Here is a 20104-nt window from a genome sequence, read left to right as displayed (position 1 = left end):
GGGACTAAAATTTGTTGATACCGTTCTCTAATTATAATACAAAAAAAAGCGCCAAACTACTTTTTTCCTTTGATTTTTTCCGCTAAAAAATACAAAAAAGCGTCAAACAAACCATTCATGGCTAAGAGTATACAGTTTTAGCTAAAGTAACCTTTTTGAGTTTTTCTTCTGCCACACCAAAACCAATGCCATGTTCTGTTGGTACAACTACCTCACCTTGATGAACAGTCACTTCCGGTTCGATAATATCAAAGTCCCAGTACCGCTCTGAAGCCGATAAATCGCCAGGAAGCGTAAAACCGTCCAAAGAAGCGAGTGCAATATTATGAGCCCGACCAACACCGGTTTCAAACATCCCGCCGCACCATACAGGAATTCTCTGGCTCGCACATAAATCATGAGCCGCTTTTGCCGCACTGAGTCCGCCAAGGCGACTCAATTTAATATTGATAATTTGACAGCTTTTTAAAGCAAGGGCTAGTTCGATATCATGAAAAGAAGCAATACTTTCATCAAGGCAAAGCGGGGTTTTTAGCCTAGCTTGAAGGTTGCTGTGACCTAATAGATCGCCTGGGGCAAGGGGCTGTTCAATCATCGTTAGCTGCCATTGATCCACTTCATCAAAAAAAGCGTCGGTAGCTTTATAAGCGCCATTGGCATCAACCGCTAAAGAAAGTAGCGGGAATACTTTGCGCACAGCGGCAATCACACTGTGATCCTGACCTGGCTTAATCTTCAGCTTGATTTTTTGATAACCGGCTTGTTGGTACGCCGCTATCTTATGTAATAACTCGGTCTCAGTCGTCTTTAATCCGACTACGACACCAACCGGAACCTGCCGCCGCTTGCCGCCAAGTAAAGCAGCTAAGGAACAGCCCTGCCGTTTAGCAGCTAAATCCCATAAGGCGCCTTCTAAACCAGCTTTAGCCATATAATTACGCTGCACTGGTGCAAACAGTGCGACAATTCCTGGGACTGTAACAAAGGGTTGCTGTAAAACACGGGGAATCAAAAAATCACTAAGTACGTGCCAGGCGGTATCAATCGTTTCTTCTTGATACCAGGGAATCGCAAAAACTGGCGTTTCACCCCAACCAACGATTCCATCATGATCACACGCAGCCACAAGGATAGCATCTTTCTTCTTTATAGCGCCAAAACTTGTCGTAACAGGGTCCTTTAAGCGCATCTGAACATGATACAGCGTCACGGATTGAATTTTCAGTGGAATATTTACATCTGTTGGCATGATCTGTCCTCCTTACCCGCGTTGGCCTGTTTCAATCACTGGCACAAGCTCCTGTAAGCGACGTCGAACTAGCTTATTCGCACCATTGCGCGGCAGCTGCGAGATAACATAAACTCGCTTAGGACATTTATAGCCTGCTAAATGACTACGGCAAAAACTTTGCAGTTCTAATTCTGTTACCGCCGCCCCCTGGCGCAGAACAACAAACGCCGCGGGAACCTGGCCCCATACAAGATCGGCCATTGCCGTTACGCCTGCTTCTAATACAGCGGCATGTTTCACAAGAACTGCTTCTATTTCGGCGGGATAGACATTTTCTCCACCGGAAATGATTAGATCACTCCGGCGGTCAAGTACATAGAGAAAGCCTTCCGCATCGAAATAGCCAAGATCACCGGTCTTGAGCCAACTACCAGATAGGAAGCTGTCACTGCCGCGGTCTTTTAAATAGCCTGACGTAACACTTGGTCCGCGCACAAGAATTTCCCCCGCCTCGCCTGCCATTGCTTCGCCGTTTTCGGTAACAATTTTAATTTCAGCCGGAAAAAGAGCCTTACCAGCCGATCCTAGCTTTTGATCCATATATTCCGGTGCTAACGTAGCCAACTGTGAAGCCGTTTCTGTCAAGCCATAAGTTTGAAATACAGGGATTTCCTGATTGCGGCACCGTGTTAACAGTTCTGGCGGCACTGGCCCGCCGCCCACAAGCATACAGCGAAACGAGGCGGGGTAGCTTCTCTCGCCTAAGCCGTCAACAAGTCGCAGCAGCATAGCGCTTACGACAGAGACTAACGTAATCCCCTCTGCTACAATCGCTTGATTCACTGCTGATGGTAAAAACTTACGATGGATAATAGCAGGAATTCCATAAATCAGACTACGCAGTAAAATTGATAACCCGCTCATATGAAAGAGGGGAACGCAAACAAGCCAGCGATCTGAAGCACTAAGACCCAGATTCAACGCCGAACCGACAGCGCTCCACCAATGATTGCCATAGGTGAGTAAAACGCCCTTTGGCGTTCCTGTCGTGCCGGAAGTATATAGCAGGGTATGCACATCAGACAGGGCAACATGTGCCGGAAAAATAACGCTTGTCTCCGGTAGATCTGATAGCTCCTGATAAGACAGCAAAGAAAACTGCGATGCTCGCTCAGCTTCGTTCGCTTCATAAAGCAGCTTCCGAGCCAAAACTACGGCTTGTTGCGCCACTGCCGCAAATTCTTCATCATAAATCAGCAGCTTTGTCGGACTGTCAGCTAACTGCCAGGCAATTTCTTGTGCTGTCAAACGGCTATTCAGCAAAACCGTTACCGCGCCAGCCTGAGCCACACTATGAATCAGCTGCGGCGCGCGAAAAGAATTTGTTAACAATAGCGCGACAAAATCACCTTGATGGATTCCCGCTGTGTGTAACCGCTTTGCCGTTTTCTGCACCATTTCATAGAGTTCCTGAAAAGTCCAGCGTAGTTCACCATCGACAATCGCCAACCGTTCTGGCGACAGTTGGGCACGTTTTGCCAGCCAGTTTTGCATGATTTCCTGTGTCATTTTATTCGACTCCTGAGAAAGCAACCGCTTGGCATCGATCACCAAGCGGTTGCTTTTTCCAAAATTTTTAAAAACTAACGCTTAAGGAAACCGAGTAAATTTATCAAAATCGGGTTTCCGCTTTTCTTTGAAGGCGTCACGACCTTCTTTCGCCTCGTCAGTTGTATAATACAGCAGCGTAGCATCACCAGCAAACTGCTGTAATCCAGCTAATCCATCTGTATCTGCATTAAAAGCCGCTTTTAAGAACCGCAGCGCCATCGGGCTATTGGCTAAAATTTCCTTGGCCCACTGGACCGTTTCTCGTTCGAGCTCGGCCAACGGTACTACCGTATTAACAAGTCCCATATCCAATGCTTCTTGCGCCGTGTACTGACGGCATAGATACCAAATTTCCCGCGCTTTTTTATGACCCACTAATCTCGCTAGATAACCAGCGCCATAGCCGCCGTCAAAGCTACCTACTTTCGGTCCCGTCTGGCCAAAAATTGCATTATCCGCGGCAATGGTCAGGTCGCAGACAATGTGAAGTACATGACCGCCGCCAATAGCATAACCAGCTACCATTGCAATAACAGGCTTAGGAATAATGCGAATTAAATGCTGTAAATCAAGTACATTTAAGCGGGGAATCTGATCGTCTCCTACATAGCCGCCATGACCGCGTACTTTCTGGTCGCCGCCAGAACAAAAAGCCATATGGCCGGCGCCAGTCAAAATAATTACACCAACACTGCTGTCATCACGCGCTCTGGCAAAAGCGTCAATCAATTCAAATACCGTTTTCGGCCGAAAAGCATTGCGGACCTCAGGGCGATTGATCGTAATCTTTGCTATGTTTTCAAAGGTTTCGTATAAAATATCTTCATAGTTTCCCTGGGATTGCCAAGCAAATTCACTCATTTACAAATCCTCCTTATTAAATTGCAGTTTTGTTAAATTGATGTTTCGTTAAAAAGTTTGTTACGATCTCGCAAAAAATATCTGGCTGCTCCAAGTGAATCGTATGACCTGCTTGCGCCACAAGGCTCAGTGAGCTTTGCGGCAATTCTTGCGCCATAGCTTTCGCCAAACAAGTAAACTTTTGATCAAGCTCTCCAGCCACTAGTAAGGTAGGAATTCGCAAAGCTTTTAGGGTAGGCCACAACGAGGGCTGTGTGCCTGTTCCCATGCCGCGCAAACTATTAGCCAACCCCTGCGGCGCATTCTTCAGCCGCCGCTCCCTTAGCGCCTGTTGTGTTGCGAGCGGCAATTTCGCCTGACTAGCAAAGAGTGGAAGATTCGTCCAACGCGTCACAAAGGCTTCTATGCCTTCTCGCTCCAGCCAGTCAGCCAAGGCCTTATCGCTATTTTGCCGTTCCTCCCGTTCTTTCTGAAGTTTTAATCCCGGCGAGGCACTCTCTAAAATCAGCGAATAAAGCAGTTCAGAGTGTTCCACGGCAAAGCGCAATGCCAAACGTCCGCCCATCGAATAACCGAGGAGATGAAACTTGCGAACACCGCGCTGACTCAGCAGAGCTTTTAGATCCAAAAGAGCCTCTTCTTGTGAGTAGCGCCGCCAATCATCAGGTACAGCAGAAGCGCCATGACCAATTAAGTCAGGTGCAATCACGTGATAGTGAGCTGACAGTTTCTGCATAAGCAACTGCCAGTCAAAACTTGCCCCCGTAAAGCCGTGCAGCAAAACCACCGCTTCTCCCGTCCCAGCCTCAGCAACAGCAAAAGGTACATTGCGAACAGAAACTTGGCGCATCCTTTACACCTCTTCTAAAACAAGCCGCGCTGCAGCTGCTGTTTTTTGCCACAGTTGCTTGTGCCAAACTACATTGTCACTTCGATCACTTTCGACTTCAATCACCTTAAGTCCTGGCAAAGGCAAAACTCTTGCCAAACAATCTTGCAAAGATTTTTCCTCTTTTAAACGAATAAAAGACCCGCCATACATCGCTACAACTGCAGAAAAATCAAGTCCAAGAGGCGTGCCGAATAATTCTTCAAAATGCTCTGGCAAATTAGCCTGAGGTAAAAAAGAAAAGATCCCGCCGCCATCATTATTAATAAGAATAACCGTTAAGGAAATTCCATGAAGCTTGGCCGCTAACAGACCGTTTAAGTCATGAAAAAAGGATAAGTCGCCCACAACAAGCACGCAAGGCTGAGAAAAAACAGCCGCTCCTAGTGCCGTCGAAGTAAGACCATCAATTCCATTAACGCCACGATTGCCGATCACACAGAGCTTAGGCTCTTGAGTTAGAAAAAATGTATCTAAATCGCGAATCGGCATGCTATTTCCAACTACAATCGTCGCGGCATCAGGCAGAGCGCTCAGCAGCGAACGATAGGAATATCCGACTGGATCGCCTTTTGCCATAATTGCTTCTGCCATCGTTCCTGACTCTGTGGCCTCTGTTATAACCGCTCGTACAGCCTTGTTCATCGAAAGCCATTTTTTTTGCCACAAAGCAGCACTCCTAGTCCTAGCTGCACTAGCTGTATCTAGCGAAGCCTGCAATGTAACTTGCTTTGACTGCAACTCTACCTGATGACTAAGAAGACTGCGGCAAAACTCACTCGAATCACTATAAAATACTTCTGTTGCCGTAAGCGCCGGATCACGCCAAGTTTCTGTCGCATCAACAAGAATTTGGCGGACGCTGCTATGTTTTTTCAAAAACTGAAATAAACTTTTTGATACAGGCAACGCACCAAAACGGAGAATGACCTCTGGACGCAGCGTCTCAGCCACTGCTATGTCACGCAAAAAGGCGTCATAGGTCTCAATAAGCATCATTTTATTGTGCGAACCACTGCGAAGCTGCGACAACGGATCTACTAGCAGCGGATAGCCGAGCGTTTCCGCCAATGTTGTAACCGCCTTAGCAAAGGTCGCATCCTCTGTCTCGCTTGGTCCGCAAACAATAATCCCTTGCGGCTGCTTCATAAGTTCTTCCATAAGCTTCGCCGCCTCAGCCGCAGCAATGCATTGCTTACCGCTCTTTACCCAGATCTTGCGGTCATTTTCATTCCACAGCGATTCAGCTAAGGCCAGATCAGGCAACAGCGGTTCTCTTAGAGGAAAATTTAAATGAACCGGGCCGGCAGGACTACTTACAGCCGTAGCAACAGCTCGCGCAGCGGCAGCAATCCCATAGGCAGTAAGCTCTTGAAGCGGCGCTGGTTCCGCCAGTTCACAGAACCATTTTACAAAAGAGCTAAAAATATGATTTTGTTCCATCGTTTGCGGCGCTCCTACATCGCGCAATTCATGAGGTCTGTCAGCTGTAAGAATAATCAGCGGCGTCCGTGAATGCTTCGCTTCAGCTACAGCCGGTAAATAGTTGGCTACGGCTGTACCAGAAGAGCATAAGAGAGCAACTGGTTCTTGGCTCGCCTTAGCCATTCCTAAAGCCAGAAAACCAGCAGAACGCTCGTCGACGTGCAACCACACTTTGATCTGTTTATGATGCGCTAAAAGCAGCGCCAAAGGAGTAGAGCGCGATCCCGGACTGACTACAACATGTTTTACGCCAGCAGCTGCTAAAGCTCCCACAATGGGCCCAAGATAAATTGCTAATACTTGTTCCTGCTTCATTTACTCGCCCCCCAAAGCAACTATCATCGGTTGAAGTTTCACTTCTGTCTCTTCATATTCGCTGGCTGGATCAGAATCAGCCACAATACCCCCACCAGCAAATAGTGAAGCAGTTCGTCCTTGCAACAAAGCGCAGCGTAATGCTACAGCAAACTCCCCATCGCCGTCAAAATTTATCCAGCCGATCGGACCGCCGTACCAGCCACGATCAAAAGTTTCACTTTCACGAATCGCAGTTACAGCTGCTGCAACAGGCAAACCACCTAAAGCAGGCGTCGGATGAAGATCTGCCAAGAGCGATAATAGGGACGACTCCGATCTAGCTTTACCGCTAACAGGCGTATAGAGATGCTGAATTTGAGCTAGTTTCATCAAAATAGGCTCATTCGGGATATCTAGAGCTTCACAATGCTTATCAAGAATTTGCCGAATCCGTTTAACGACCAAAAAGTGCTCTTGCCGATTCTTCGCATCGTGCAGAAGCTCACTGCCTAAAACTTCATCGCTAGCGTCATCGTTACCCCTTGGCGCTGATCCCGCTAAGCAGGTTGAGTAATAAATGCCTTGCCGACGTTTCGTGAGACGCTCTGGCGTAGCCCCCAGAAAAACATCCCCCCCATAATCAAAGGCAAAAACATAACTGTTGTTTTGTTTCAGCTCTAATTGCCGTAACACCGCGGCAATGGAAAAATCTTTATCTCCCTGCAAGATCAGTTCTCGGGCAAACACCACTTTTTCTAAAGTACCCTGTCGGACTTGGTCCCGTAAAAAGGTCACTTTTTTGATATAGTCTTCATAATCTCCCGGAAAAGCATCCCACTGTTCAGCCGTTATTTCGCTAGATTCTTGATTCATCGCTTTTCTTAACCGATCGAACATGGTCAAATTCTGCTGAACTAACAGATCGACCTGATCTTCGGGAGAAACAAGCAGAGTCGTTGTTAGATACCGCCTGCCGCCTTTTTCCTGCAGCAGCCAACTCGGGACTTGAAACCGAGCAGCGGGAAACTTGCCCCACTTCAACTCTCTGGGCCGTAACGGGTCAAAGCGACTGCCGCCAATCCATAAAGGACTGAGACCTAATTCTTGCGTTCTTGGCGACAGCAGTACATCCCCACGAAGGGACTGCCACCTTGCTTCTGCTGCTGTGAGGGGATTTTTTTCCTCCGCCTTCACTTCTATCGTATAAGCCGCATCCACACCAACAAACATTTCTTCTCGACTGGCGCTTATCCAGTAAAATCCCTGGGATCGTATTGCCGCGGTTTTTGCAAAAAAATCCAAAAGGTTCCAAGGCGATTCTTCGCTATGGCTCACTAAAACAGGTCTTCCTGTCGCTTTGCTGCGTAATAAGCCTGCTTGTACTAACTCGCTGAAACAATCTTCCCACTGAGAACATCCACTCATATTCTGTCCACCTTTAAAGGTCAAATCCATTTCTGTATTTATTGTACACTTGCCCCTCAAAATATTCAATGGATGCAAAAAGAGACCTGTCAAATCGACAAGTCTCTCTTATAATCTTTCTAAACTATTATATTAAAGATGGAATTTAGCAACAACATCTTGCAATTCCATAGCCATTTGCGCCAAAGTTTGGCTGGCTGAAGCAATCTCTTCCATCGAAGCCGACTGTTCTTGCGTCGCTGCTGAAATTGACTGAGTATCACAAGCCGTCGACGATGCAACGCCTCTGATGGCTTCTACAGAATTGACAACGTCATCACTGGCAGTCATCAGATTTTGCGCAGCCGAATTAATCGAACCAATTTGTCCCGTCAAGTCAAGAACCATGCGTTCAATAAACTGAAAACGCTCACCTGTTGTAGCAATAACTTGAGCCCCTCTAGATACTTCATCAGTTTCCCGATCCATAACGTTAACGGCTTCAGCTGTTTCGGATTGAATATCATGAATAATTCCCGTAATTTTCTCTGCTGCTTCATGGGACTGTTCAGCCAGCTTACGAACTTCTTCCGCCACAACGGCAAAGCCGCGTCCTTGCTCACCAGCCCGCGCCGCCTCAATAGCCGCATTGAGCGCCAGTAAATTCGTCTGACTGGCAATCCCGCTGATCATCGTAACAAATTCACCAATCTGCTGAGAACGTTCACCAAGACGGCGTACTACTTTTGCTGATGATACCACAGAATCTTGAATCAAATTCATTTGTTGCGTAGCTTGTGTTACGGCTTCGCCGCCCACGCTAGCAGCTTGTGCTGTTTCTTCGGATTTTTTGGTCACTTCCTGGGCATGTGATGTAATCTGATGAATCTCCTGCGACATAGCTTCCACTACACTGGCTGCTTTATCAATTTCTGTCGATTGATTGGTAGCGCCACCAGCCACACAGGTAACAGTTTCGGCCACTTGTGTCGCGGCCTGAGCTGACTGATTCGAGCTCGCTGTCAGCTCTTCACTAGCAGCAGCCACTTGTTGCGCTGACTTAGCTACACTTCCAACTAACTTCCGCAGATTTTCGCGCATATGCGAAAAAGAGCGGATCATATCAGCGATTTCATCATTGGCTTGATAAGAAATATTATGTACGCCCAAATCCCCGGCAGCAATACGCTCTGCTGCCTGCGACACATCATTGAGCGGCCGAGAGATTCGTCTAGCCAAATACCAAGCTAGTAAGGCGCCGATCACAAGAATAATTCCGTCAAGAATAAATAAGAGAGACTGAATCTTTGTTACATCGGCTTGAGTTTCCTGTCTTCTCAGCTCCATACGATCTTCTAAAAACTTAACAGTGTCTTCCATATTCTTATCGGCGGCAATAATCTTGGCGCCAGAAGCCGCAACCGCTTTCACCGCTTCCGCCTGGCCTTGGGTCTTTCGAAGGGTAAGTCCTTGCTCGGCAATTTTATCGTAATCAGCTAAAGAGGCTTTCAATTCGGCCACTTTCTGTTTGCCTTCAGGCGTAATCAACTTTCCCTCTAAGTCCGACAAAACAGTTGCTGTTTTCTTCTTTGATGCTTCATAACGATCAACATACTGTGGATCCGCTGACAAAATAAAGCCTCTGACTTGAGCCGACTGAGTACTCAGTTCGCGACTTAATTCTTTAATATCAACGACTAAAGGAACACTGCGTTTTAATAAGCCTTCATAATCTTCCTGCACCTTTTGAATTTGGAAATAGGTATAAATATTTAGACCCGTAAAAGCCAACACAATAAGAACACATACCAAGATAATTTGTTTACCAATTGTTACACGCATAATCGTCCCGCCTTTGTGCTTGATAAGTCCCGCTAGACCCTCAAATCAAAACTAACAACTAACCTCCCTTCCTGCGGCGTGCAGCTTTTTCGCTGCTATCTTTACCGTTCATCAACTACCTCATTTGTTAAGTATTGCAAACATAGCAAAAAATTCGACGCAGTGCTTTTCGGCGCCCCGGCGAATTCCCGCAAAAATCAAGCAACCTGGCTGTCTTAGAATATATACTTTCCTTAGACCCAATAGCTTTGCGTCCTTGTCTTTCGACAAGTTTGCTATATATTTCTATTTTACAATAATTAACGCCATAAGGCATTATAAAAACAAACAAAACTGTCGAATTCTATTCTGTACTGAAAGAAAAAAAATGTCAAGATAATTCTAAAAAATTCATTTCCTCTCATATTGTTTATCGCGAATATTAATCCCATACTCTTTGACTTTACGATAGAAGGTTGCAATGCTAATGCCTAGTGCTTGACATATAGCAAGTTTTCCCGCTGTAGAAACGCCAAAACGCGCCAAAGCTGCTAACAGCGCTTGATGTTCTAGTTCAGCAAAAGACACGATCGGTTTTGCCTTTTCTCTATCCGGTTCCCGATTAGACCCAAATTGTAAAGCAATCAGCTTCTGACTAAATATCTCGGCAAGCCACTGGCCAAAGCGTATTAATTTAACTTCTTGCCCTAAAAGTAGACTCCGCTGCTCCTGGTTGACAGCAAGTAAAATAAGCGTACCATAAACTCGGTTTTCTACTTCAATGGGAATACAAATTTCAGCAGCATCGGGACAACGTCCCCGCCGCGCACACGAATGGCACAAATCATGCAGTCTAGGATTGACTACTAAGAGAGTCTCTCGCAGCTTCATGCAGTAAGCTGATAAAGTCCCCTCCCCTACATACATTCCTCTTTCCTCACGATAAATTCCTGTTCCAACAATCACTTTCAAGTTGCAATCTACGACAACAGCTTCAAGGCTAAGAATATCTGCGACCATAATGACTGTATCCTGCAAAAACGATTCAATATCTGTTAGCGTTCCCATGTTTAGACGCCTCCTTTACTCAGTCTGTTTAAAAAAGAACAAAAAGCTCCCGGATTTCTCCGAGAGCTTCTTTGCTCTAATCATTTATTAAAATTTGCTTTACAATTTAAACCGTTGAATTTCCTGTTCTAAGGCTTTCGCCAAATCAGACAGACTCCGGCTGGCCGCCGCTACTTCTTCCATCGAAGCAGACTGCTCTTCTGTAGCAGCCGAAATCGTCTGGGTTTCCCCGGAATTTTCCTTACTGATGTCTTCAATCCGTTTGGAAGCCGTTACGAGCAAATCATTTTTGGTTGCCGTTTCTTCTAAGGCATGAGCTGTCTTTTGAATTTCCTGCGACAAATATACAACGGCCTCAACAATTTTTCTAAAGGTCAAATCAGCACCGTTGACTGATTCAATTCCGCCTTGAATACTTTCTACACTGACCTCAGTTTTGAGGATAGCTTGCTGCATATTCATATCATTTTGACGAATCAGTTCACTGATTTTGCCAGCCGCCTGATTAGATTCTTCTGCTAGTTTGCGTACTTCCTCGGCGACGACGGCAAAACCGCGTCCTTGCTCACCAGCGCGAGCCGCTTCAATCGCCGCATTTAAAGCGAGTAGATTCGTTTGTCCGGAGATCGCTGAAATCAAATTGACAATTTCATTGATTTCATTAGATCCTTTTGCCAACTCACCAATCGCTGTCTGCACCGCCTCAGAACCCAGTCGAATATCTTCCATTTTTGCCACAGCCTCATTCAGGCTTTCTCGTCCTTGCTCAGCTTGCACCGATGTTTCATGGGCCATTTGGGCGAAGGAGCGAGTGGAAGTAACAATATTTCCGGTACTCTCGGCAATAGATCGAGTTGTTTCAGCCATAGTCGCAGCCGCATCAGCCTGTTTATCCGTACCTGCTGCAATGGTAGTCACAGCTTCTGCTACCTGGTTCGCTGCCGAAGCAGATTGATGGGCGCTTTCCGTCAGTTGCTCACTAGCACCGGCTACCTTTTCAGATTGCCCCTTCACATGCTGCATAAGTTGACGTAATTTTGTCCGCATTTCACAGAAACCTTGAGCCAAACGGCCGATTTCATCTTGCGATTGCACTACAGCTGCTCGTTCTCTGAGATCCCCTTCCGCTAATTGTAATGCCTCTTGCAAAATAAACTGCAATGGCTTAGTAAAGCGTTTTACAATAAATAAAATAGCAATTACTGCGATAAGTAAAAATACACAAGATAAAATCACGGTTGACCAAAGTAGCGAACGAGCTTCTCGCGTTACTTCCGCTTCTGGCGCAGTTACAATCATAATCCATTTATTGCCGCCGTCTAAAGTAATTGGCGTAAACACAGCTACACTGGAATCGCCAAACACACTAAGGTAAGATCCCTCAACGGTTTTTCCTGAGTCAACCGCTGTTTTAAACAACTGCGTCAGATGATCATCAATTTCTTTTACAGGAAAATTTAGTTCCTGGGGAATCTTCTTCTCTAGTAAGTTCAACTTGTTAATCGTTTCCGGTACCTTATAATGACCAATGACCACGCCAGAACTATCTGCTAAATAGCCATAGCCAGTATCTTTAAACTGTAGGTCTTTTAATAGCAGTGACAATTTTTCTAATGAAATTGTACCGCCAATCATACCAATCATCTGTCCATTGCGTTTCACTGGTGTTATCAGCGCAAGCGCCAATTTTCCTGTGGATCTGGAAATGAGCGGTTTGGAACTATAAGGCATTTGTGTAGCCTTAACCTTTGTAAAGTATTCGCGGTCACTATAATTATAATCCTTACCATCAAAAGCTACCGCGCTTCCGTCAAGATTAATAAAAAAGATGCTATCAAAATTGGAACCAAGTCGCGCTTTCGCCGCGGCCAAAATCGCTACCTTTTGTTCACGCGTACCAGCTTGCATTTCCGGATCTGATGCTAAATCGTCAAGACGAACCATTCGTTCATGCATATCACCAGAAATCTGCGTAGAAAACTTTTCACCAATTGCGACTGCCGTATCTTTGACATTCTTCGTTAAGTGCTGATTTGCTAAATAATAGCTTGCGCCAGCCAAAATTGCAAAGGATATCATAAATAAAGGTACTAAAGTAAGAAGAAATTTAGCGCGAACACTTCTTATCTGCACAAGCAGGACCTACTTTCTTTGGGAATTTATGATCAATAGATATAATTATACAAATTGAATCAAGAAACCTGCCAATTTTCCAAAATTCTTGTAAATTCTTATAAAATTTTAATAAAAAGGAAACGATTGTAAGCGATAATCATTTCAAAATAAATCATAAATAAAGCTTACGCTCGTTTCAAGAGTATCAAAAATACTCTGATTCAAAGCGTTGAATACCACTACTGTCGCCAACAAGAATCAGTCCGTCTCCCTGTAAAAAGGCCTCGGTAGGATCCGGTGACAATAGCATCTCAGTGCCGCGACGGATCGCAATAATCGTAATTTTATAACGCGAACGCAGATCCGCTTCTATTAAGTTACTGTTGATTAGATTTTCCGGTACAGCGACTTCAATAATTCCTAAATCAGGCGCAACTTCGAAATAATCGATTACATTCGTTGACACGAGGTTATGAGCAATACGCTGCCCCATATCCCGTTCAGGAAAGACCACACGATCAGCCCCGACTTTCTCTAGCATTTTTCCATGAATAGCGCTGTCGGCCTTCGCTACAATATAAGGCGCGCCCAATTCTTTTAGTAATAGCACCGTCATGACACTTGCCTCAATATTATGGCCAATGGCTACAATCACAATATCAAAGTTGCGAATACCAAGTGATTTTAACGCTGCCTCATCGGTCGTATCAGCAACGACAGCATGAGTAAATAGCTCTGATATTTTCTGAATCCGTTCTTCTTCGCTGTCAATAACAAGTACTTCGTAACCAGCCGCAGCTAAAGTTGTCGCAACGCCGAGACCAAAGCGACCGAGACCAATGACAGCATAATGTTTCTTCTTCATGATTTTTCCTCCTTATCCGATCAACAAACGCCCTTCGGGATATTTCAGGGAACACTTTTTATGTCTTACAGCCAAAGCCATCAGTAATGTCAAAGTACCAACACGACCTGCAAACATAGTTAGAATAAGCCAGCCTTTACCGACAGGCGTTAACAAAGGAGTAATTCCCATAGTCAGTCCAACTGTACCAAAGCCTGACACAACATCAAATAAAAGTTTAAAAATGGGGAATTCCTCGGTAAAACTCATCGCAATTGTTACAGTTAACACTAAAAGTAATGCCAGCATAACGGCCATAAAAGCCTTATATACCATATTTTTCGGTACAACCCGCTGAAAAAGCTGCGCTTCGCCGCGACCTGTAATCTCACCAAATAAAGACGCAACAAGTACAGCAAAAGTAGTTGTTTTAATGCCGCCTCCCATAGAAGAAGGAGATGCGCCAATAAACATGAGCAAGATCATGATTAGCAAAGTGCCTTCCCGCATCGAACCAATATCAATTGTATTATAGCCTGCTGTTCGCGTCGATACAGATTGAAAAAAGCTAGCCTGTATCTTGCCTGATAAAGTTAAAGGCCCCAACGTCTCGCCATTAGAGAACTCAGATACAAAAATCAAAAAGGATCCTAGGAAAATCAAAATAAACGTCGTCAGAAGAACTACTTTTGTATGAAGTGTCAACCGCCGTTGCTGACGATAGCGCCAGAGATCGGCGATAACAGGAAAACCAATACCACCAATGATAATGAGCATAGCCACAGTCAGATTAATCGTCCAGTCATCAACATAGTTCGTTAAACTTGTAAAATTCCCCATCAAATCAAAGCCTGCATTACAAAACGATGAAACAGCATGCCAATAGCCAAAATAAATTCCTTGCAAGCCAAAATCCTGATAAAAACGAATTGCTAAAATCGTACCGCCGATACACTCGACCAATAGCGTCGTTTTTATAATATATACAGCTAAACGAACAACTCCAGCCAAATCAAGCTGATTTGTTGCTTCCTGAATTAACATTCGTTCACGCAGACGGATTCGCTTCCCACTGAGAATGGCAAACAGCGTGGCTACCGTCATAATACCGAGACCACCAATTTGAATCAATAAAATAAGTACAATTTGTCCAAACACAGAATAGGTGGTGCCTGTATCGACGACAGCAAGACCTGTAACACACACAGCTGAAGTTGCCGTAAACAGAGCATCAATAAACGGAACGCCCGCACCAGACTGCGACGCCATCGGCAGAGACAGTAATACTGCACCGAAAAAAATAAAGGCCGCAAAGCCGCCAACTAAGATTTGCGATGAACTGAGGCGAAATCCGTAAGATCCCCCTCTGAGCGGCAGTAACTGTAATAGTTTCAACCTGATCATCTCTCCAATCGCTTGCAAATTCTAACTCATTAAAACGCCACTCTAACTTTACTATTTATTCTATACCTTAATTATCATACATGGATCCTCGCCAGTATGCAAATATCTTCTCACACAAATAAAAAAGCCCAGTCTCTCCCGAATGGATGACTGGACTTACCAAAAATTATCTGACAACAGGATCCCCATCTCCTTCTCATTTCATAACTGGTCCATGATGTTTAAAGAAACTGCTAGGCCAAGAAAGCCAATGTGACAAATCTTTTTTATAGCCCCAAAAAGCAATGACACAAGCAATCACCGTAAAAATGATTCTAAAAATAAGAAAAGTGTTATGTTCGGGACCACCAATAATTGGAAAGAAATATTCTCCTACAAAAACATAAAGCAAAAAAGCCGGTAGTGACGCTAAACAGTATAAGATAGTCAGTACGAACAAAAATCCAAGCGTGTTTTTCATTTTGCCGCCTCCCCTATGCTTATCTTTTAATTAAATACTATCACTTTTCCGACTATTTCGCCAATTTGTTTTTTTGGCGATTCAAGGAAAAAAAGCAGAAAAAAAGGCTATACAGACAATTTTGTCCCGCAAGCCTTAAAAAGCTTTTATTTTTCTAGTCGCATAAAGCTTCATTTATAGCTGATATTCTTCTATCTTATAAAGCAATGTACGGCGGCTGATTTGCAAAGCCTGAGCAGTACGAACACGATTCCCGCCATGCTCAACCAAGGCCCTGGCTATCACTTCTTTTTCTACCTGCTGCATTACTTCCTTTAAAGTTCCTTTGCCCAAAGCACTTTTACTATAAGAAGTGATTCGTTCCTGATCTTGTTCCGCTAGTGGCAGGGGGAAATCTTCTACATCAATCACGCCATTGGTCATAATTACAGCTCGTTCCATTAAATTAGCCAATTCACGCACATTGCCAGGCCAAGAATAGGCTAAGAGCGCGGCCATCGCTCCAGGCGTAACATAAGGCAATGATTTACCAGCCTCTTCGGTGAAACGTCGTACAAATGCGTCTACTAAGAGAGGAATATCCTCAGAACGATAACGTAGAGCTGGTACTTCTATGGGCACTACATTCAGTCGATAAAATAAATCTTCGCGAAAGAGACCTTTTTTCACCATTGAGGCCAGATCACAGTTCGTAGCAGCAATTAGACGAATATCAACTTGAATCGTTTCTGTGCCGCCAACGCGCTCAAACTCTCGTTCCTGCAAAACCCTAAGCAATTTTACTTGAAGCGCCTGTGGTAATTCCCCCACTTCATCAAGAAACAACGTCCCTTGATGCGCCAGTTCAAAGCGACCCAATTTTCTAGCCACCGCTCCGGTAAAAGCACCTTTTTCATAGCCAAACATCTCACTTTCCATGAGACCGTCCGGCAAGGCGCCGCAATTGACTTTAATGAAAGGGCCTAACCGCCTTTTACTATTATAATGAATAGTTTTTGCAATCAACTCTTTCCCGCTACCGCTTTCGCCAGAAATGAGTACAGTGGCATTCGTAGGAGCCACACGTCCTACGATTTTGTAAACTTGCTGCATAATTGAACTATTGCCGATTACGCCAGTCAAACAAGGTTCAGTCGGTCCTAACAGCGGTTGTTCCGCCGCTACTTGATGAACAGCTAAAGCTCGCATCAGTACGGACCGTACTTCCGTCAAGTTAGAAGGCTTTACTAAATAATCGAAAGCACCCTGCCGCATGGCCTCAACGGCTGTATCGACGGTTCCAAAAGCCGTCATTAAAATCACCGAAGCCTGCGTTTCTTCTTGCTGCATCTGTCGAAAAGCGCTTAAACCATCTAAGATAGGCATTTTGATATCCATAAGCACTACCTGCGGTTGAAACGCGCGATACTTTTCTAAAGCCTCTTGACCATTTTCAGCTAGCTGAATTTCACAGCCTAACCGTTTTACAATTTCATAAAGCAGCTTACGTACGCTCTGTTCATCATCGACAATTAATACGCGACTTTTTTTATTCATTCCGCTCGTCTCCCGCTACAGGTAAAGTCAAAGTAAAACTGCTTCCCTCACCATCGATTGATTCGACGGCAACTTGTCCGCCCCAGTTTTCGACAAGACGCCTAGCTACAGAAAGCCCTAGTCCCGTACCATTCGGCTTTGTCGTAAAAAAAGGATCAAAGATTTTGGTAAAATCCTCTGAGGCAATCCCCCGTCCGGTATCTTTTATGCAAACAGCCACTTCGCCGCTATTTTGGCCAGGACCTGCCGTAATTTCGATAGTCCCCTGCTGCCCAATCGCCTGTACCGCATTAAGGAGTAAATTTAAAAAGACTTGTTTTAGTCGTTCTGGTTCCACAAGGACAAGCGGTAGATCTGTTGGAATTTGATCAGAAATTACAATTTGCCGCTTGCTGGCTTTCGCCGCAATCAAACTCAGTGTGTCTTCCAAAGCCTCCCGAACTAGAACTGGTTCAACCGACGCTGCCGATGGACGGGAGAGACAAAGTAATTCTTCCACTAAACGGTTTAGTCTATCTGTTTCTCTAACAATAATCGCAGCATACTCTTCTTGCTCGGCCTCGGTAATCCCCTCATGAATCAGTTGAGCAAAACCCTTGATAGCCATAAGAGGATTGCGAATTTCATGAGCCAGCCCCGCAGCGACTTCGCCGACAGCAGCCATTCTTTCCGCTGCCTGTACCTGGGCTTCACGCTGTTTTTTCTCAGCCAACTCTCCGGCCATGCTATTTACAGCGGCAGCAATAACTCCCACTTCCCCTGGTAATGTTGGCAGAGGCTGTGATAGATCATGCGACAAATCACCGACGCCAGCCACCACAGTTTCAATATCTTTACTAAAACGGTGAACCAAAAAAAAGATCGCTGTTAACGCCAGTAATAAACTAATTAAAATTAATAAATAAATCTGCCGTTTCATATCAGCAATCTGATTCATAATATCCGCAGTTAACTCGTTGGCCCAAATATAGCCAATTATCTGTCCATCACGGCGAATGGGCTCCATCGCATTCATTATAGAACCACGAACTAAAAGACCTTCTTGGATGCGCGGAACCCCTGTAGCCATAACGAGACGCCCCTCGTGACTTTCGCTGATTGGCATTCCCACGCGGTCTCCATATATATCACTAGGCCCATAGGTCACGATGGCATCAAGCTCTTTCGAATAATACCCCACGCCGATCCCCGGATAAGCAGCCGCTACTTTGTCAGTTCTACTGCGCAACGCCTCATTTAAGACAGTAAGCTGTGTTTGCTTATCAGCACCGAGAGCGCCTCTACTTCTTAATATATCCTCATACGTACCGGTAAATTGTTCATCAAGAATGCGAGCGGCTCCGTACAGCTTATGCTGTTTTTCCGTAACGAGGGCCTTCTCCGCACTGACTGTAATTAGATAGCCGGCACACACGAGAGGAACCACTGCAACAATCGTCATCAACAGCAGCAATCTTCCCCTTAAGCTCTGCGGCAACATAAAGCGCCTCCTAAGTCATCACCGAAACTCATAATATCTTTCTTTTTCGGCAAAAACAAATCTAAGTCCTGCCCTATTTGCTTGAATAAAGAAAGAGTCAGCCTAAGGAGATGCATATTTGCCTCCCTATGCTGACTCGGTTAAAACAAACGGCGGCTACCGCGAAAGCTTAGAAGAAGGCAAGGCCAATCAAAAAGATCGGTAGACTCCAAATCAAAGCTGTTACACAATATCCCATGATGTCCCGTACGCCAAGACCGGCAATTGCCAAGGCTGGCAAAGCCCAGAATGGCTGAGCCATATTCATCCAAGCCTCGCCGTACGCAATAGCCATAGCGGCCTTGCCCATATCAGCCCCCAAAGCCTTCGCTGCTGGCATAATAAAGGGTCCCTGTACAACCCAGTGACCGCCACCGGACGGAACAGCGAAATTGATAACACCAGAACTAAAGAAAGCCAAAATCGGAAAAGTTTCTTTCGTTGAAATATGAATAAACCAGTTCGTAATAATCCCGCCAAGACCAGATTGTTCCATCATCACTTGAATCCCGGCATAGAGAGGAAACTGCACCATGATACCTGCCGTTCCCCGTGCAGCATTTTGCACAGCTCGCATATACGACATTGGTGTCTTATGGAGAACAATACCAGCCGTAAAGAAGATCAAGTTTACAGTATCTACATTAATATTAAAGCCATTTTTCATAAAATACATACCAAGGTAAACCACGCCAAAAGCACCAATTAACATGGCTAGAAGTGTGCTTTCTTCGGCTTTTTCCGCCCAAGTTGCATTCGGTCCTAGCTGCCGTGATGTAGGCGGATCTTCTGCTAAGAGAGCAGGATCAACCGCTACAATTTCATGAGGTTTAGGTTGCATTAAACGGCACAGGAAAGGTACTGAAACGATCAAAGCAACGGTAATGAAAATATTATAAGGAGTAAAGAGCGTCTGCGTAATTGGCACTAGGCCAATTGTCGCTTCCATGGGATTTCCCTTCGTCGCGGCAACGAGTGGTACCGAACCGGACAAACCGCCATGCCAAGTTAAAAAACCAATGTAAGCGCTGGCAATAAGTAGGCGATAGTCGGAGCCTGCGATACGTCGAGCTACTTCTTTCGCAAATAAAGCGCCAACAACAAGGCCAAAACCCCAGTTAATCGCACTACAAAACGCCGACATAAAGGCAACAAGCATAACGCCTTGTACCGGAGTTTTAGCAACAGAAGCTAAATTACTCATTCCTTTACGCAACAAAGGTGAACTTGCTAAAGCATGGCCTGTAACAAGAACCATGGCCATCTGCATCGAGAAAGCTAGCAGATTCCAAAAACCCTTGCCCCAGAGTTGAACCATTTGTATCGGATTATGGGGCGTCATGGAAATTCCCAGGACAAAAACAATTAAAGTCAAGATAATGGCAAAGACGAGCGGATCAGGTAAAAATTTGTGCACAATCAGCGTTAAAAACCGTGAAATTCTCGTAATCATAAAATAGCTCCTTTACAATTAGACTTAAATGAAAAATTTCACAAACTCCTTCAATGCCTCCCTACGTGAATTTTTTAACTTGCCTATTAATTATGCAAAATTCTTG

At 45.0% G+C, this 20104-nt stretch carries 15 protein-coding genes and 1 riboswitch; all 15 genes read right to left on the bottom strand.

The genetic code is table 11. The features are described 5' to 3' along the window. Nucleotides 1-121: 121 nt before the first annotated feature. On the bottom strand, nucleotides 122-1249 hold the full coding sequence (gene menC, locus AC0NJP_RS08975) for an o-succinylbenzoate synthase (RefSeq protein WP_474699583.1): 1128 nt from the start codon (nucleotides 1247-1249) through the stop codon (nucleotides 122-124). Nucleotides 1250-1261: 12 nt separating this feature from the next. Then, nucleotides 1262-2800 carry an o-succinylbenzoate--CoA ligase gene (locus AC0NJP_RS08970; RefSeq protein WP_474699582.1) on the bottom strand — a complete coding sequence of 513 codons (1539 nt, stop codon included), beginning with the start codon at nucleotides 2798-2800 and terminating at the stop codon, nucleotides 1262-1264. Between the two features lie 81 nt (nucleotides 2801-2881). Next, nucleotides 2882-3703: a 1,4-dihydroxy-2-naphthoyl-CoA synthase gene (gene menB, locus AC0NJP_RS08965; RefSeq protein WP_474699581.1), complete on the bottom strand. Its 822-nt coding sequence runs from the start codon at nucleotides 3701-3703 to the stop codon at nucleotides 2882-2884. Between the two features lie 16 nt (nucleotides 3704-3719). Further along, entirely contained in the window at nucleotides 3720-4553 is an 834-nt protein-coding gene (gene menH / locus AC0NJP_RS08960) for a 2-succinyl-6-hydroxy-2,4-cyclohexadiene-1-carboxylate synthase (RefSeq protein WP_474699580.1), read from the bottom strand. A gap of 3 nt (nucleotides 4554-4556) precedes the next feature. Further along, a complete protein-coding gene (gene menD / locus AC0NJP_RS08955; protein ID WP_474699579.1) occupies nucleotides 4557-6392 on the bottom strand; it encodes a 2-succinyl-5-enolpyruvyl-6-hydroxy-3-cyclohexene-1-carboxylic-acid synthase in 1836 nt (611 codons plus the stop codon). After that, complete coding sequence (locus tag AC0NJP_RS08950; protein WP_474699578.1) at nucleotides 6393-7799, bottom strand: isochorismate synthase; 1407 nt, start codon at nucleotides 7797-7799, stop codon at nucleotides 6393-6395. It lies immediately after the preceding gene. A 132-nt stretch (nucleotides 7800-7931) separates the two neighbouring features. Further along, the gene (locus AC0NJP_RS08945) at nucleotides 7932-9620 is read right to left on the bottom strand and encodes a methyl-accepting chemotaxis protein (RefSeq protein WP_474699577.1); all 1689 of its coding nucleotides are present in this window, start codon (nucleotides 9618-9620) and stop codon (nucleotides 7932-7934) included. A 197-nt stretch (nucleotides 9621-9817) separates the two neighbouring features. Beyond that, nucleotides 9818-9907: riboswitch (cyclic di-GMP riboswitch) on the bottom strand. A gap of 103 nt (nucleotides 9908-10010) precedes the next feature. Then, nucleotides 10011-10667 carry a hypothetical protein gene (locus tag AC0NJP_RS08940; protein ID WP_474699576.1) on the bottom strand — a complete coding sequence of 219 codons (657 nt, stop codon included), beginning with the start codon at nucleotides 10665-10667 and terminating at the stop codon, nucleotides 10011-10013. A 99-nt stretch (nucleotides 10668-10766) separates the two neighbouring features. Beyond that, a complete protein-coding gene (locus AC0NJP_RS08935; protein WP_474699575.1) occupies nucleotides 10767-12800 on the bottom strand; it encodes a methyl-accepting chemotaxis protein in 2034 nt (677 codons plus the stop codon). A 187-nt stretch (nucleotides 12801-12987) separates the two neighbouring features. Then, complete coding sequence (locus AC0NJP_RS08930) at nucleotides 12988-13647, bottom strand: potassium channel family protein (protein ID WP_474699574.1); 660 nt, start codon at nucleotides 13645-13647, stop codon at nucleotides 12988-12990. Between the two features lie 12 nt (nucleotides 13648-13659). After that, nucleotides 13660-15021, bottom strand: coding sequence for a TrkH family potassium uptake protein (locus AC0NJP_RS08925; protein ID WP_474699573.1), 1362 nt, complete (start codon nucleotides 15019-15021; stop codon nucleotides 13660-13662). Nucleotides 15022-15226: 205 nt separating this feature from the next. Continuing rightward, complete coding sequence (locus AC0NJP_RS08920) at nucleotides 15227-15490, bottom strand: hypothetical protein (protein ID WP_474039536.1); 264 nt, start codon at nucleotides 15488-15490, stop codon at nucleotides 15227-15229. 174 nt (nucleotides 15491-15664) lie between these two features. Then, complete coding sequence (locus AC0NJP_RS08915; protein ID WP_474699572.1) at nucleotides 15665-17026, bottom strand: sigma-54-dependent transcriptional regulator; 1362 nt, start codon at nucleotides 17024-17026, stop codon at nucleotides 15665-15667. Continuing rightward, a complete protein-coding gene (locus AC0NJP_RS08910; RefSeq protein ID WP_474699571.1) occupies nucleotides 17019-18506 on the bottom strand; it encodes an ATP-binding protein in 1488 nt (495 codons plus the stop codon). The genes AC0NJP_RS08915 and AC0NJP_RS08910 overlap by 8 nt, the downstream gene beginning before the upstream one ends. Nucleotides 18507-18675: 169 nt before the next feature. Next, nucleotides 18676-19998: a TIGR00366 family protein gene (locus tag AC0NJP_RS08905; RefSeq protein ID WP_474699570.1), complete on the bottom strand. Its 1323-nt coding sequence runs from the start codon at nucleotides 19996-19998 to the stop codon at nucleotides 18676-18678. Nucleotides 19999-20104 lie beyond the last annotated feature (106 nt).

This window comes from Pelorhabdus sp. sgz311002, from assembly GCF_056134285.1.
Note: the sequence above shows the minus strand (reverse complement) of the source record. Positions and strands in the feature narration are given on the sequence as shown.